The organism is Streptomyces sp. NPDC054961, from assembly GCF_053609145.1.
The window spans coordinates 1-12,664 of record NZ_JBSGWY010000044.1; the positions used below are offsets into that span (position 1 = coordinate 1).

The window sequence follows — 12,664 nt, forward strand, 5'->3', positions numbered from 1 at the left end:
GGCGGCGAAGGCGGCGAAGGCGGAAAGGGCGGCGAAGGCGGCAAGGGCGGACGGCCCGGTGAGCCCGGCAAGCCCGGCAAGCCCGGCCGCGCAGGTTGCTTCCGCTTCGAGGACCTGCCCGACAAGACCAAGTCCGAACTGACCGGCGTGGACCGGGTCCGCATCGTGATGACCCTGCTCGCCGACGACTCCGACGAGACCCGGGACAAGATCACCAAGAAGTACAAGATCTCCGACGAGCAGCTGGACACCTGGAAGAAGAACTACGTCGACGGCGACTGGTTCGCCCTGATGGGAATCGGCTCCCCCTCCTCCTCCTGATCGGGCAGTCAATTCACTCGGAAGCGGAAAGCGATTCCTCAGCAAGGGAGAATGCCATGCGCGCACGTTCTTGGAAGTTCCGCCTCGGTCTCGTCGTCTCGACGACCCTGATCGGTGCCGGTGCGATGGTGCCCGCCGCCACGGCGGCTCAGACGACGAGCCTGACGACCGCGACGGTCTCGGTCACCGGAGAGCACCACGGGGGCGAGAGCCGTCCGGGCACGAGCCGCTTCGGCAGCAAGGTGGCCAGCGGGGTCAAGGTGGGCAACGGCAGTGTCCGCGTCGGTGACAAGGTCTGCGCCGGCAGCTGCGACGGAACCGTCAACGGGACCAACGGCGGCAAGGGCGGCGTCTGCGTCGGCCTCTGCAACGGCAGCGCCAACGGCGGCGCCGGCACCACCGGCGGGACGGGCGGCAACGGCACCAACGGCGGCAAGGGCGGCGTCTGCGCCGGAGTGTGCGGCGCGAGCGCCAACGGTGGCAACGGTGGCAACGGCGGTGCCGCACCGGCCGGCGGTGACGGCGGCAACGGCGGCAAGGGCGGCACCGGCGGAATCTGCGTAGGCATCGGCTGCGCGACCAGCGGCCAGGGCGGCAGGGGCGGAAACGGAGGCGAAGGCTGACCCCGCCCCTTGACGGGCACGCGTGTGGATCACTCGATAGAATTTCAGGTACGGAAGAGAGCGGCCAATCGCGCCGACCGAGATCCCGGTCGGCGCTGTCGCGTGCCGGCGCCGCAGCGGCTCCGATCGGTCGGCCGGGTGCGGGGAGGCGCGTGATGGGCACGGCATCCAACCGGGGCGCCGATTCGGGCCGGCCCTCCGCCCTGATCGGCACGGAGATCGCGGGCTACCGGATCGAGCGCTTGATCGGCCGCGGCGGCATGGCCGTCGTCTACAGCGCGAAGGACCTCCGTCTGGACCGCACGGTCGCGCTCAAGCTGATCGCCCCGGAACGGGTGCGCGACGACGTCTTCCGCCGCCGGTTCACCCACGAGTCGCGGGTGGCCGCGAGGATCGACCACCCGCACATCGTGCCGATCTTCGAAGCCGGTGAGACCGACGGAGTCCTGTACATCGCCATGCGGTACGTCGCCGGGCAGGATCTGCGGGTCCTGTTGGACGAGGAAGGTCCGCTCCCCGTGGAGAAGGCCGTGCGCATCGCCGCCCAGGTGGCCTCGGCGCTCGACGCGGCCCACGAACACGATCTGGTGCACCGGGACGTCAAGCCCGGCAACATCCTGGTCGCCCCGGGCGTCGACAGCGACCACCCCGAGCACGTCTACCTCACGGATTTCGGGCTGACGAAGAGATCGCTCTCGCTCACGGGGTTCACCACCGCGGGCGAGTTCGTCGGGACGCTCGACTACATGGCGCCGGAACAGATCTCCGGCCGCCCCGTGGACGGCCGGTGCGATGTCTACAGCCTGGCCTGTGTCGTCTACGAGACCCTCGCCGGCGGTCCGCCCTTCGAGCGCGACGACGCCATGGCGCTGCTGTGGGCGCACCAATACGAGAAACCGCCCCTCCTGACGGAGAGGCGGCCTGGGTTGGCGCCGGCTGCTGACGAGGTGCTGGCGAAGGCTCTGGCCAAGGTGCCGGAGGACCGTTACGACTCGTGCCGGGACTTCGTGGCCGCCCTGCGCGTGGCCACCACGAGCGCCGCCGCCCGGTCCTCGCGTGCGGCTCCCCGGTCGGCCGGGGCTTCGGTGAAGCGCGTTCCGCCTCCGGATCCTCCGGACTGGGCACGGCCGGTGTTCGCCCGGCCGCCCGGGCGTCCGTAACGCCCGAAGCCCCGTACGAGGCGGAAGCCGCAGCCCGTACGAGGCGGAGGAGGGGGTCGGGAGAGTGGGGTCGTGTGAGTGGGGCGGGTGAGGGGAACGGGTGGGGGGTCAGAGCCCCATGGAGATGGCGGCGCGCATCATCTCGGCCGAGGTACTGATGCCCAGCTTGGCGCGGATGCGGCGGAGGTAGGCGTCGACCGTGTGCCGGGAGAGTCCCATGGAGCGGGCGGCCTGCACGTACGTGCATCCTGCGGCGATGTGGCGCAGTGCTTCCTGCTCGCGGGGGGCGAGTGCGGGAGTGGCGAGTGTGAGGCTCATGGGATTTCCTCCGACGCGTCGGCTCGGTCATCTCTGCTCGCACCTTCGGAAGCAGGAGACATATCCACGAATGTGGGTGTATGTCCGTGTTAAAGAGCTTGTCGGTGGGACTTCATGAGCGTGTCCGTCGACTGTCACAGGCGTGTCACAGGGAACATCCGCACCGGCGTGTCAGCGACGATCGCGGCGGGGCCGTGTCCTCCTCAGAACCCGACGAGGGACTGTTCGGCCCAGATGGTCTTGCCGGAGGGGGTGTGCCGGGTGCCCCAGCGCTGGGCGAGCTGGGCGACCAGCAGCAGGCCCCGCCCTCCCTCGTCGAATATCCGGGCACGCCGCATGTGCGGGGCGGTGTTGCTCGAGTCCGAGACCTCGCAGATGAGGGTGGTGTTCTCGTGGATCAGCCGCAGCTGGATGGGCGGCTCGCCGTAGCGGATCGCATTGGTGACCAGCTCGCTCACCACGAGCTCCGTGACGAAGGCGGCGTCCTCGAGCCCCCAGGCCGTCAGCTGCTCGGTGGCGTCCCGACGGGCGTGGGCGACGACGGAGGGGTCGGGCGGCACGTCCCAGACGACGACCTTGTCCGCGTGCAGGGCCCGTGTCCGCGCGACGAGCAGGGCCACGTCGTCGTCCGGCGGGTGCGTCAGCAGTGCTGTCAGAACGCGGTCGCAGACCGTGTCCAGCGTGGAGGCGGGGCGGGCGAGAGCCGTGAACATGCTGTCCAGGGCCTCGTCGATGTCGTGCTCGCGGGCTTGCAGCAGACCGTCGGTGTAGAGGCAGAGGATGCTCCACTCGGGCAGCTCCACCTCGATGGTCTCGAAGGGCAGGCCCCCCAGGCCCAGCGGCGGGCCGGCCGGGACGTCGAGGAGGTAGACGGAGCCCTCCGGGGAGACGACGACGGGTGGCGGGTGGCCCGCGCGGGCGACGGTGCAGTGACGGGTGACCGGGTCGTAGACCACGTACAGGCAGGTCGTGCCGATGCCCCCGGCGGCCTCACCGGCCCCTCCCGGGTCGGCCTCGTCGGCGGAGAGGCGGATGACGAGGTCGTCGAGATGGGTGAGCAGCTCGTCGGGCGGCAGGTCGACGTCGGCCAGCGTGCGTACCGCGGTGCGCAGCCGTCCCATGGTCGCGGAGGCCCGGATGCCGTGTCCGACGACATCGCCCACGACGAGGGCGACGCGTGCGCCGGACAGCGGGATCACGTCGAACCAGTCCCCGCCCACGCCGGCCTCGCCACCGGCGGGCAGGTAACGGGTGGCGATCTCCAGCGCCGTCTGATCGGGCAGCTTGTGCGGGAGCAGACTGCGCTGCAGGGTCATGGTCGAGGTGTGCTCCCGCAGGTGCCGGGGCGCGCTCTGGATGCTGACGGCCGCCTTGGCCGTGAGCTCCTCGGCGAGCCACAGGTCCTTCGGCTGGAAGGGCTCCCGGCGCCGGTGACGGCAGAAGACGGCCACCCCGAGAACGCGACCCCCGGCACTGAGCGGCACCACCATCATCGAGTGGGTCCCGGACTCGCGGATCCACGCCGCCTTGGAGTCCTCGGCCACCCATCGGGCGATGGACGGGTCGCTCGCCCCGTAGAACGCGCCGCGGCCCGCGGCCAGACACTCGACGGGGGGCGACAGCGCCGGATACACGGTCGTCTGTCCGACCGCGACCCGGGACTCCGGGTTCCCGTCCAGGACCGAGCGCACCGCGGTACGGCGCACGGTGACCGGGCCCGTCACCGCACCGCGGGCCGGCTCGCCGCGGCGCGGGAAAGGGTCCAGCAGATCGACGACCGCGAAGTCGGCGAGGTGGGGAACGGCGACGTCGGCCAGCTCCTGCGCGGTACGGGCGCTGTCCGGGGTGGTACCGATGCGAGCGGCGGCGGCGACGTCTTCGGCGCCGGCGTGCGGCGAGAGCGGCCGGTCCCGGTCGCCACCCTCGGCGCCGGTCCTGTCCTGCGCGGTGAGGCACACGGCGCGCACCCGGCCGTCGGGGTCCCGCAGAGGGGCCAGCGAGGTCGCCCAGCCGCGCCCCGTACCCGTACGCGTGGGGCGGACGAAGGCGTCGACGTACTGGGGTTCACCGGTCTCGAGCACCAGCCGCATCATCCGCTCGGTCTCGTCGCCGACCGGGCCCGGCGCGATTTCCGGCAGACGCAGCCCGCGCATCTCGGCCTCCTCCAAGGAGAGCGCGCGCTTGAGGCCGGCGTTCGCCGTCACCAGCCGCAGATCCTCGTCGAAGATCGCCAGGAAGGAGGGGGACTGGGTGAACGCCCACTCCTCCAGCGGCTCGTCCCGGGGCGTCCGCGGCTCGCCCGCCACGGCGGACACCACGAACCACCTGATGGTTCCGCTGGTGGACGTCCAGCGGTGCGCGAGGACCCTGCGCTCCAGCGGCCGGCCGTCCCGGTGCCGCAGTGACACGGTGCCGCTCCACCGGTCCTGCTCGGCGGGGACCCCCTGCAACGGATTGCCGTCGCCATCGGCGAGCAGGCCGGCGGCGGGCCGGCCCACGATCTCGGCGGGCAGGTAACCGAGCAGGCGACGGGCGCCCTCGCTCCACTCGGTGACGAGGCCCTGCTGGTTGACGGTGGCCGTGGCCGTGTACGCCGACCCGACGGAGGTGTCCGTCTGCTCCTCCGGCCGCTCACCAGGAGAGGTGGGAAGTCGCTCCATCGCAGCTCATCTCGCCCTCGCTAGTTCCTGCCCGCTGTCGCGCACGGGACCTCCACGGCCAGGGGCTCCACTGACAAGCATGATCCGGCGGGACAGTGAGCACCAACGCAGCGCGGCCACGGGGGACGGCGTCAGGCCGCGCGGGCCACCGTGTCCAGCTCCCGCAGCCCGCGCCCCAACGCGGTCACGGCCCGACGGATCTGGTCGGGCGTGTGATCGCAGGTGAGGAAGAAGCGCAGCCGGGCCATTTCCTCGGGTACCGCCGGGTGGAGGATCGGGTTGACGCTGATGCCCCGCTGGAACAGGGACTCCGTGAGCCGCAGGGTCTCCAGCGAGTCCCCGACGATGCACGGGACGATCGGCGTGCCGTGACGGTCCCCGACATCGGCGCCCGCGGCCCGCGCCAGCCGGACGAACAGCGCGGCGTTCGCCGACAGACGTGCCACGCGCTGCGGCTCCGCACGCGGCAGGCGCACGGACGCCAGGGCCGCGGCGGTGCCGGCCGGGGTCACGCCGGCGCTGTAGACGAAGCCCGGAACGGTGTAGCGGAGGTACCCGACGACCGCGCGGCTCCCCGCGACGTAGCCGCCGCAGCTCGCGAGGGCCTTGGACAGCGTGCCCGACCAGAGATCAACGGCCGAGCGCTCGACGTCGTGGTACTCGCCCGTGCCGCGACCGGTCGCGCCGGAGAGCGTGCACCCCTGCAGGACGCTGTCGTGGGCGAGGGGGTCGTGGATGACGAGGTCCCCGGGTCCGACGAGGGCCGAAACCGAGCTCGTCGATCAGCAGCTGGTCGGAGCGCAGATGGCTCACCGGGAACCGGCCGTCGCCGAGATCTCCTCGGACGGTACGGGCCGGGGCGGGAGGGGCAGGGCGGACGAGGCGTCCTTCTTCGCGGTGCCCGTGCTCGACCCCCGGGAGGACCGCGCGTCGAGCCGTGCCACCGGAAGGTCCAGCAGCCGACGGTCCTCCCGGGGAACCAGGGCGCGCGGGTCGACCGGGGTGCCCAGGACCGCGAGCCGGGCGAGGGCCAGGACGAAGGCACGTCCGTCGTCCGGCACCTCCGCGCCGACGGGCACGACGTGAAGATCGCCGTGACCTGTGAGGTTGCGGCGGACCGAGGTGAGGAGCGAGCTGCCGCCGCTCACCTGGAGGAAGACGCGGGCACCCTCGTCGTAGGCGGTACGGACGGCATCGCTGAAGTGGACCGGCGTGGAGGCGTGACGGGTCCAGAGCTCGCGCAGCCGGCCGGGGTCGGTGCAGACCTCGGCGTTCACGGACGAGACGAACGGCAGTACGGGGCTGCTGATGCGGCGGGAGGCGAGGCCCGAGCGCATCCTCTCCTCGGCCGGGGCCATCCGCGGCGAATGGAAGGCGTGGGACGCGTCGAGGGCCGCCGTGACGATCCCGGCTTCGGCGCAGGCCTGTCGCAGGGCGGCGATCCCCTGCCGCGTACCGCTGACCACGACCTGCCGCGGCTGGTTGAAGCAGGCGAGCCACACGTCGTCGATGTCCTCGACGAGCCGGCGGCAGGTCTCCTTGTCGCTCTGTACGGCGAGCATCCCGCCCGGGCCGCTGTCGGCCCGCCGCAGGGCGGCGCCCCGGTGGACCAGCAGCCGGACGGCGTCCACCTGGTTGAGCGCTCCGGCCGCCGCGGCCGCGGCGAACTCTCCGACGCCGTGGCCGAGCGCGAGGTCGGGCGCGACGCCACAGTCGGCGAGGACCCGGGTCGCGGCGATCTGGACGGTACCGAGCAGGGGCTGGCACACCTCGGTGGAGGCGAGCCGCTGCCGGAGGTCCTCCGCGTCGTCGCCGGACGTCCCGGCCCCGCCGTACAGCAGCTCGCCCAGGTCGAAGCCGAGGTCCCGCCGGGCGACGGCGCCGAGGACGCCCACGGCCGAGCGGAAGCCGGCGAACCTGTCGTACAGGTCCTTCATCATGCCCGGCCGCTGACCGCCCTGACCGGGGAAGACGAAGGCGATGCGGCGCTGTGCGGGCGGCAGGGGAGCGTCGGCGGCGAACGCGCCGTCGCCGAGGTCGCCCCGCGTGCCGGCCAGGAGCTGCTCACGGGCGTGGCGCAGCCGCCGGACGAATCCGTCCGTGTCGGTGGCGACGATCGCGATCCGGGCCCTCAGGGGTTCACGGGAGCCCAGGGTGTGGGCCACGGCGGCCAGCGGCGGCTCGTCCGCCGTGTCGAGTGCGTCGAGTACGCCGCCGATGTGCTGGACCAGCAGTTCGGGGCTGCCGGCCGAGAGGAGGACGAGCTGGGGTCCACCCCCGTCGGCCCGGTCGGTGCTTTCGGCCCGGTCGGTGCGTTCGGTGCGTTCGGTGCGTTCGGTGCCCTCGACGTCTTCGGTCGGTTCGGCCCGTCGGGTTCGTCGGGTTCCTTCCGGGAGGTGGCCGTGGGCGGGGGCGTGGGCGGGGGCGGGCTGCTGTTCCTCCAGCACCACGTGGACGTTCGTCCCGCCGAAACCGAACGAGCTGACGGCGGCGCGACGTGGGGCGCCGCCGCTCGGAAAGGGCCGCGGGGTCTCGGCGAAGCGCAGGCCCGCCGCGGAGATGCCCAGGTCGGGATGGGGGATGGTCTTCGGCTGCGGCACGATCGTGCGGTGGTGGACGACCAGGGCCGTCTTGATCAGTCCGGCGATGCCCGCCGCGGCGAGCGCGTGCCCGATGAGGGCCTTGCCCGAGCCGAGGTAGCACAGACCGGGGTCGTCGTCGGGATATTCGGTGCGCAGCCGGAGCAGGGCCTGGGCCTCGGCACGGTCGCCGGCCGCGGTACCGGTTCCGTGGGCCTCGAGGAAGCCCACGGAGGACGGGGGAACCCCCGCGTCCTCGTAGGCCCGGAGCATGGCGCGGAGCTGGCCCTCGGCCGTGGGAACCAGCGGTACCGGGGACACGCCGTCGTTGGCCGAGCCGATGCCCTTGATCACCGCGTAGACGCGGTCGCCGTCGGCGAGCGCGTCGGCAAGGGGCCGCAGGACGACGACACCGGCGCCTTCGCCGAGGACGAAGCCGTCGGCCGCCTCGTCGAACGGGCGGCACATCCCGGTGGCGGACAGCGCGCGGAGCCGGGAGAAGCCGACCAGGCTGTCCGGGGTGAGGTTGAGGTACCCGCCGCCGACGAGAGCGGTCCGGCAGGACCCCTGGCGCAAGTGGGCCAGTGCCTGGTCGAGGGCCACCAGCGAGCCGGAACAGGCGGCGTCGACGGCGAAGCTCGGGCCGCCGAGGTCGAAGTGCCGGCTCACGGTGCCGGAAGCCATGTTGAGGAGGCTCCCGGGCAGGGTGAAGGCCTCGATGGTGCCGAGCCGTCCCGCCCGCTCCCTGGCGGAGTCGAGGAGGCCGGGCCGGTCCGCCGCGGACGGGGCCTCGGCCAGGGAGACGGCCCGGAAGGGTGCCGTCATGAGGTCCTTGTCGTCGGACACCGGCATCCCGAAGAAGACCCCGGTGTTCTCCCGGTCGAAGTCGCCGCGCCCCAGCCCCGCGTCGTCGAGGGCCTCGCGGCTGACGTCGAGCATCAGCCGGTGCCGCGGGTCCATGGCGCGGGCGCGTGCGGGCGGGACCCCGTAGTGCAGGGCGTCGAAGCGGTCCACGTCGTTCAGGAAGGCGACCTGGTCGGTGTACGCGGCATGGGGGGCCGGCCGGTCGCCGGGCGCGTGGAAGGCGTCATGGTTCCAGCGCTTCCCCGGGACGGCGGAGAACTGCCGTTCACCGCTCATCAGGAGCTTCCAGTAGCCGCGGACGTCGGGGGCTCCGGGGAAGCGGCAGCCGAGTCCGGTGATGGCGATGTCAGTCATGAGAGGTCTTCCTTGGCGTAGAGCCCTGGGCGGTCGGCAACCGAGGCGACGGGGACGGGGTGTGCGTCCTGGCGGTCAGCGGCCAGCGGTGCGCGGGGAGCTGAGCGCGGGACGGTCGACTTCCACCGTGCCCGGAGAAGGCGCGCGGCCGTAGCCCCGGGTGTTCGTCACTTGACAGGAGCCGAAGGCAGGGTCTCGTCGGCCGCCCCGGTCCCGGTGACCTCGGCGGTCCCGGCGGTTTCCGCGCGAGGGGTGCACCGGGGCGGGCGGCTGCACCGGGGCGGGCGGGCGCGGCGCCCACGGGGCGGCCGCACCGCGCGGGAGGGCCCGGATCCGGACCGGCCGCAGCGGGCCGGCGCCGGGGAGGGCCGCACGGCCGTCAGGTGGCCAGCAGGTACTTCTCCACCACGCGGACGTCGTTGTTCCAGAAGATGACCCCGGGGAGGGGGCCGACGTTCAGGGAACCGGGCGTGGACAGCGGGACGTCGAGGGGCTTGGTCGCGTCGTGGTCGGCGTCGCGGGTCCGGAAGCCGACGGCCAGCGACTTCACGCTGTCGGTCCGCTCGCCGGCCCGGGAGAGGCGGATGCCCGAGTACGCCTTCTCGTTCGGTCCGATCGTGGCGATCGCGTGCCAGTCGGACTCCAGGGGACCGATCGGATCCCGGGCGCCGGCCCCGAGCCACACCTTCGGGTAGAGGTAGAGGGTGCAGGCCTTGTCGCCGATGTTGGTGGCGGTGAGCAGGACGTGCCGGTCGCCGTCCTGCGGGTAGAACGTCGCGGTGAGCGAGACGTTCGCGTCGGTGCAGGACGGGGTGGCGTTCCTCTCGTCGTCGCCGGAGCCCTCGCCGTTCGCGTCCGCGCCGTCCTCGCCGCCGGCGCTGCTGGGCCGGGGAGTCGAGGCCGCGCCGGGGGAAGGGGTCGGGCTCGGGGCGCCGGGCCCGGCGGAAGCGGACCCGGACCCGGATGCGGATCCGCTCGGTGTACCGGGCGGGGCGGTCGGGCCCGCCGTGTCGTCCTTGCCGTCCGAGCCGCAGGCCGCGGACGAGAGGAGGGCGGCGATGGCCAGGGCCCTCAGGGCGTACGTCGTGCACCGCGTGCGGGTCGTGCGCATGCTGGTCCCCCCATGGGCCTTCACGTGCTTCAGGTCGTCCGGCTGTTCCCCGGTTCATGCTCCGAGGAGAGCGCCGTACGCCTTCTCACAGGGAATGGTCGCCGATCGCGCACACGGCGGTCATGCTTCCTTTCCCGCTCAGGGCCTGGCCGCAACCGACCGGGTGTACCCGCGGATGCGGTAGCGCAGCCCGGAGGCCGAGGAGCGCCAGCCCCCGTCCTCGGTGAGGGTCCACGTCGCGTCCGGCGACGGGGCATGGGTGTCGCCCTTCACCGGTGAGTCGACTTCGGTCACCGAGAGCGCCGTGGCGTAGGGCAGGGCAGCTCGGTAGATTTCGCCGCCGCCGATCACCCACGCCGCGGTCGGGACCGTTCCCCCGGCCGATGCGTCGGGCTCGGCCGCGAGGTCCAGCGCCCGGGCGATCGACTCGGCGCGCTCCGCGCCTTCGGCCGCCCACCGGGGATCGCGCGTCAGCACGATGTTGCGCCTGCCGGACAGCGGACGGAATCGCGGAGGCAGCGAATCCCACGTCTTGCGGCCCATCACCACGGGGTGGCCGAGGGTGGTCGCCTTGAAGTGCGCCATGTCCTCGGGGAGACGCCACGGAATCGTGTTGTCCGCGCCGATCACGCCTTCGAGGGTCTGTGCCCAGATCAGCCCGACGTTCACACCGCCACCTGAGCCTTGATGGCCGGGTGGTGCTTGTAGTCGACGATCTCCACGTCGGAGTAGGCGTAGTCGAACAGCGAGTCGGCCTGGCGCAGGCGCAGCTCGGGGAACGCGAACGGCATGCGCGAGAGCTGCTCGGTCACCTGCGCGGTGTGGTTGTCGTAGATGTGGCAGTCGCCGCCGGTCCAGATGAAATCGCCGGGTTCGAGGCCGATCTGCTGCGCCACCATGTGCGTGAGCAGGGCGTAACTGGCGATGTTGAACGGGACGCCGAGGAACAGGTCCGCACTGCGCTGGTACAGCTGGCAGGAGAGCTTGCCGTCGGCGACGTAGAACTGGAAGAAGGCGTGGCACGGCGCGAGCGCCATCGCGGGCAGTTCGGCGACGTTCCAGGCGGAGACGATCATCCGCCGGGAGTCCGGGTCGCGACGCAGCGTGTCGAGGACCTCGCTGATCTGGTCGATGTGCCGGCCGTCCGGCGTGGGCCACGAGCGCCACTGCACGCCGTAGACCGGGCCGAGCTCGCCGTCCGCGTCCGCCCACTCGTCCCAGATGGTGACACCGTGCTCGCGCAGCCAGCCGACGTTCGAGTCGCCGCGCAGGAACCACAGCAGCTCGTACACGATGGACTTGAGGTGCACCTTCTTGGTGGTGACCAGCGGGAACCCCTGCGACAGGTCGTAGCGCAGTTGGTGCCCGAAGACACTCCGGGTGCCCGTGCCCGTCCGGTCGGCTTTGGCCGTCCCGGAGGTGAGCACCGTGCGCAACAAGTCTTCGTACTGAGTATCCGCCACAGCCACAGAGTCTACTGGGCCGCGGGTACCGCCCTGGTGGCGGCCGCCGCCGGTCCCGCCCGGTCACCGGGTTCAGCATCCGGGCGGCGCGGTCACGGGGCCGGTGCGGCGCAGGGCCGCCGGTGTGGTGCCGTACCAGCGCTGCACCGCCCGGCGCAGGGCGCGCGCGTCGGCGTAACCGCTGCGAGCGGCTACGGAGCCGACGCTCAGGTCGGTGTGGTGGAGCAGCCGCGTGACCTGGGACCGGCGTACGGATTCGGCCTCGCTGCTCCACGTGGTGCCGTGTTCGTCGAGGCGGCGCTGGAGGGTCCGTGGGCTGACGGCCAGGCGCCGCGCCACCGCGGTCAGGGTGGGGGCGCCTTCGTCGTGGGCGCAGGACAGGGCCGTGCGGAAGAGGTCCAGCCAGCTGTGCAGGGCGGTCGAGCTGGTGAGGTTCTGTTCGGCGTGCCGACGGAGCACGGCCGACAGGCCGGGCTGGGCGTGGGGCGTCGGGGTGTCGAGGTCGGCGGCGAGGAAGGTGATCGAGCTGGAGGGGGCTTCGAACTCGATGGTGCGGGTGCCGTAGAGCTCGGTCAGGGCGTGATGGTGGCGGGGTGCCCTGGCGGCCAGGGAGACGTGGAGGGGGACGAGGCACCGCCCCGCGGCCTCACTGAGGCGTCGCTGGTACAGGCCGAGCGCGTAGCCGCGGATGGCGCAGGCCGCTTCATAGGTCAGATCGGCCTCGTTGACGTGGCTGATGGTGACCTGTTCGCCGTCCTCGGTGACCCGGAGGTTGTCCGTGCCGGTGTCGGCGACGGAGGCGAAGTGGGCCGAGGCGTCGCGGATGCCTTCGAGCGGTGTGGGCGCGGAGGTGATCAGGTAGTCCCAGACCCCGAGGCTGCCGATGTCCGACTGCTGGGCCAGCAGCACGGACATGTCCGTCCAGGGAGCGTAGACGGTCGTGAGTTCGGCGACGCGGATGCTCGTGGCCGCCGGGGTCCGGCAGAGGTCGTCGTTGAGGTGCTCGGGGGCCAGGCCCAGCAGGTGCGCGTATCCGTGCCGGGGAATCCCGAGCAACCGGGCGACGTTGACGGACAGACGGGCGAGGGCGGAGGAGGTTGTCCCCTGATGTGCGTACGAGACCACGGGGGTTGAGCATAGGCCAGCACGAAATACCAGATGAGGGGCGGGGTTCGGGTCCCGGTGTCCCCACCATGGCGTGGACGGTCCCC

Annotated in this window: 10 protein-coding genes and 1 pseudogene; 3 read left to right on the forward strand and 8 right to left on the reverse strand. The window is 72.4% G+C overall.

The window, feature by feature from the left end:
- From ACWF9Z_RS30035 to ACWF9Z_RS30045, 3 genes and pseudogenes are all read left to right on the forward strand, one after another.
- A pseudogene (locus ACWF9Z_RS30035) lies at nt 1–321 on the forward strand (hypothetical protein); the annotation flags it as partial.
- A gap of 56 nt (nt 322–377) precedes the next feature.
- Nucleotides 378–944 carry a hypothetical protein gene (locus tag ACWF9Z_RS30040; protein ID WP_453607186.1) on the forward strand — a complete coding sequence of 189 codons (567 nt, stop codon included), beginning with the start codon at nt 378–380 and terminating at the stop codon, nt 942–944.
- Between the two features lie 155 nt (nt 945–1,099).
- Nucleotides 1,100–2,104, forward strand: a complete 1,005-nt coding sequence (locus ACWF9Z_RS30045; RefSeq protein ID WP_453607188.1) for a serine/threonine-protein kinase — start codon at nt 1,100–1,102, stop codon at nt 2,102–2,104.
- Between the two features lie 108 nt (nt 2,105–2,212).
- On the opposite strand, the gene ACWF9Z_RS30050 is transcribed toward ACWF9Z_RS30045, so the two are convergent.
- From ACWF9Z_RS30050 to ACWF9Z_RS30085, 8 genes are all read right to left on the reverse strand, one after another.
- Nucleotides 2,213–2,422 carry a response regulator transcription factor gene (locus ACWF9Z_RS30050; protein ID WP_356658546.1) on the reverse strand — a complete coding sequence of 70 codons (210 nt, stop codon included), beginning with the start codon at nt 2,420–2,422 and terminating at the stop codon, nt 2,213–2,215.
- Nucleotides 2,423–2,625: 203 nt separating this feature from the next.
- Nucleotides 2,626–5,082, reverse strand: a complete 2,457-nt coding sequence (locus ACWF9Z_RS30055; RefSeq protein WP_453607191.1) for a SpoIIE family protein phosphatase — start codon at nt 5,080–5,082, stop codon at nt 2,626–2,628.
- 131 nt (nt 5,083–5,213) lie between these two features.
- Nucleotides 5,214–5,819, reverse strand: coding sequence for an aminotransferase class I/II-fold pyridoxal phosphate-dependent enzyme (locus ACWF9Z_RS30060; RefSeq protein ID WP_453607286.1), 606 nt, complete (start codon nt 5,817–5,819; stop codon nt 5,214–5,216).
- Between the two features lie 72 nt (nt 5,820–5,891).
- Nucleotides 5,892–8,879: a type I polyketide synthase gene (locus ACWF9Z_RS30065; protein WP_453607192.1), complete on the reverse strand. Its 2,988-nt coding sequence runs from the start codon at nt 8,877–8,879 to the stop codon at nt 5,892–5,894.
- A 379-nt stretch (nt 8,880–9,258) separates the two neighbouring features.
- Nucleotides 9,259–9,990, reverse strand: a complete 732-nt coding sequence (locus ACWF9Z_RS30070; RefSeq protein ID WP_453607194.1) for a DUF4232 domain-containing protein — start codon at nt 9,988–9,990, stop codon at nt 9,259–9,261.
- 138 nt (nt 9,991–10,128) lie between these two features.
- Nucleotides 10,129–10,659, reverse strand: coding sequence for a dihydrofolate reductase (locus ACWF9Z_RS30075; RefSeq protein WP_453607196.1), 531 nt, complete (start codon nt 10,657–10,659; stop codon nt 10,129–10,131).
- A complete protein-coding gene (locus tag ACWF9Z_RS30080) occupies nt 10,656–11,453 on the reverse strand; it encodes a thymidylate synthase (RefSeq protein ID WP_453607199.1) in 798 nt (265 codons plus the stop codon). Before ACWF9Z_RS30080 ends, ACWF9Z_RS30075 begins: the two co-directional genes overlap by 4 nt.
- Nucleotides 11,454–11,525: 72 nt before the next feature.
- The gene (locus ACWF9Z_RS30085) at nt 11,526–12,578 is read right to left on the reverse strand and encodes a helix-turn-helix domain-containing protein (RefSeq protein WP_453607201.1); all 1,053 of its coding nucleotides are present in this window, start codon (nt 12,576–12,578) and stop codon (nt 11,526–11,528) included.
- Between the last annotated feature and the right edge of the window lie 86 nt (nt 12,579–12,664).

Excerpts from the sequence above, each read along its gene's own strand:
- ACWF9Z_RS30050 (WP_356658546.1), bottom strand. The coding sequence starts at position 2,422 with ATGAGCCTCACACTCGCCACTCCCGCACTCGCCCCCCGCGAGCAGGAA.
- ACWF9Z_RS30070 (WP_453607194.1), bottom strand. The coding sequence starts at position 9,990 with ATGCGCACGACCCGCACGCGGTGCACGACGTACGCCCTGAGGGCCCTG.
- ACWF9Z_RS30040 (WP_453607186.1), top strand. The coding sequence starts at position 378 with ATGCGCGCACGTTCTTGGAAGTTCCGCCTCGGTCTCGTCGTCTCGACG.
- ACWF9Z_RS30055 (WP_453607191.1), bottom strand. The coding sequence starts at position 5,082 with ATGGAGCGACTTCCCACCTCTCCTGGTGAGCGGCCGGAGGAGCAGACG.
- ACWF9Z_RS30065 (WP_453607192.1), bottom strand. The coding sequence starts at position 8,879 with ATGACTGACATCGCCATCACCGGACTCGGCTGCCGCTTCCCCGGAGCC.
- ACWF9Z_RS30045 (WP_453607188.1), top strand. The coding sequence starts at position 1,100 with ATGGGCACGGCATCCAACCGGGGCGCCGATTCGGGCCGGCCCTCCGCC.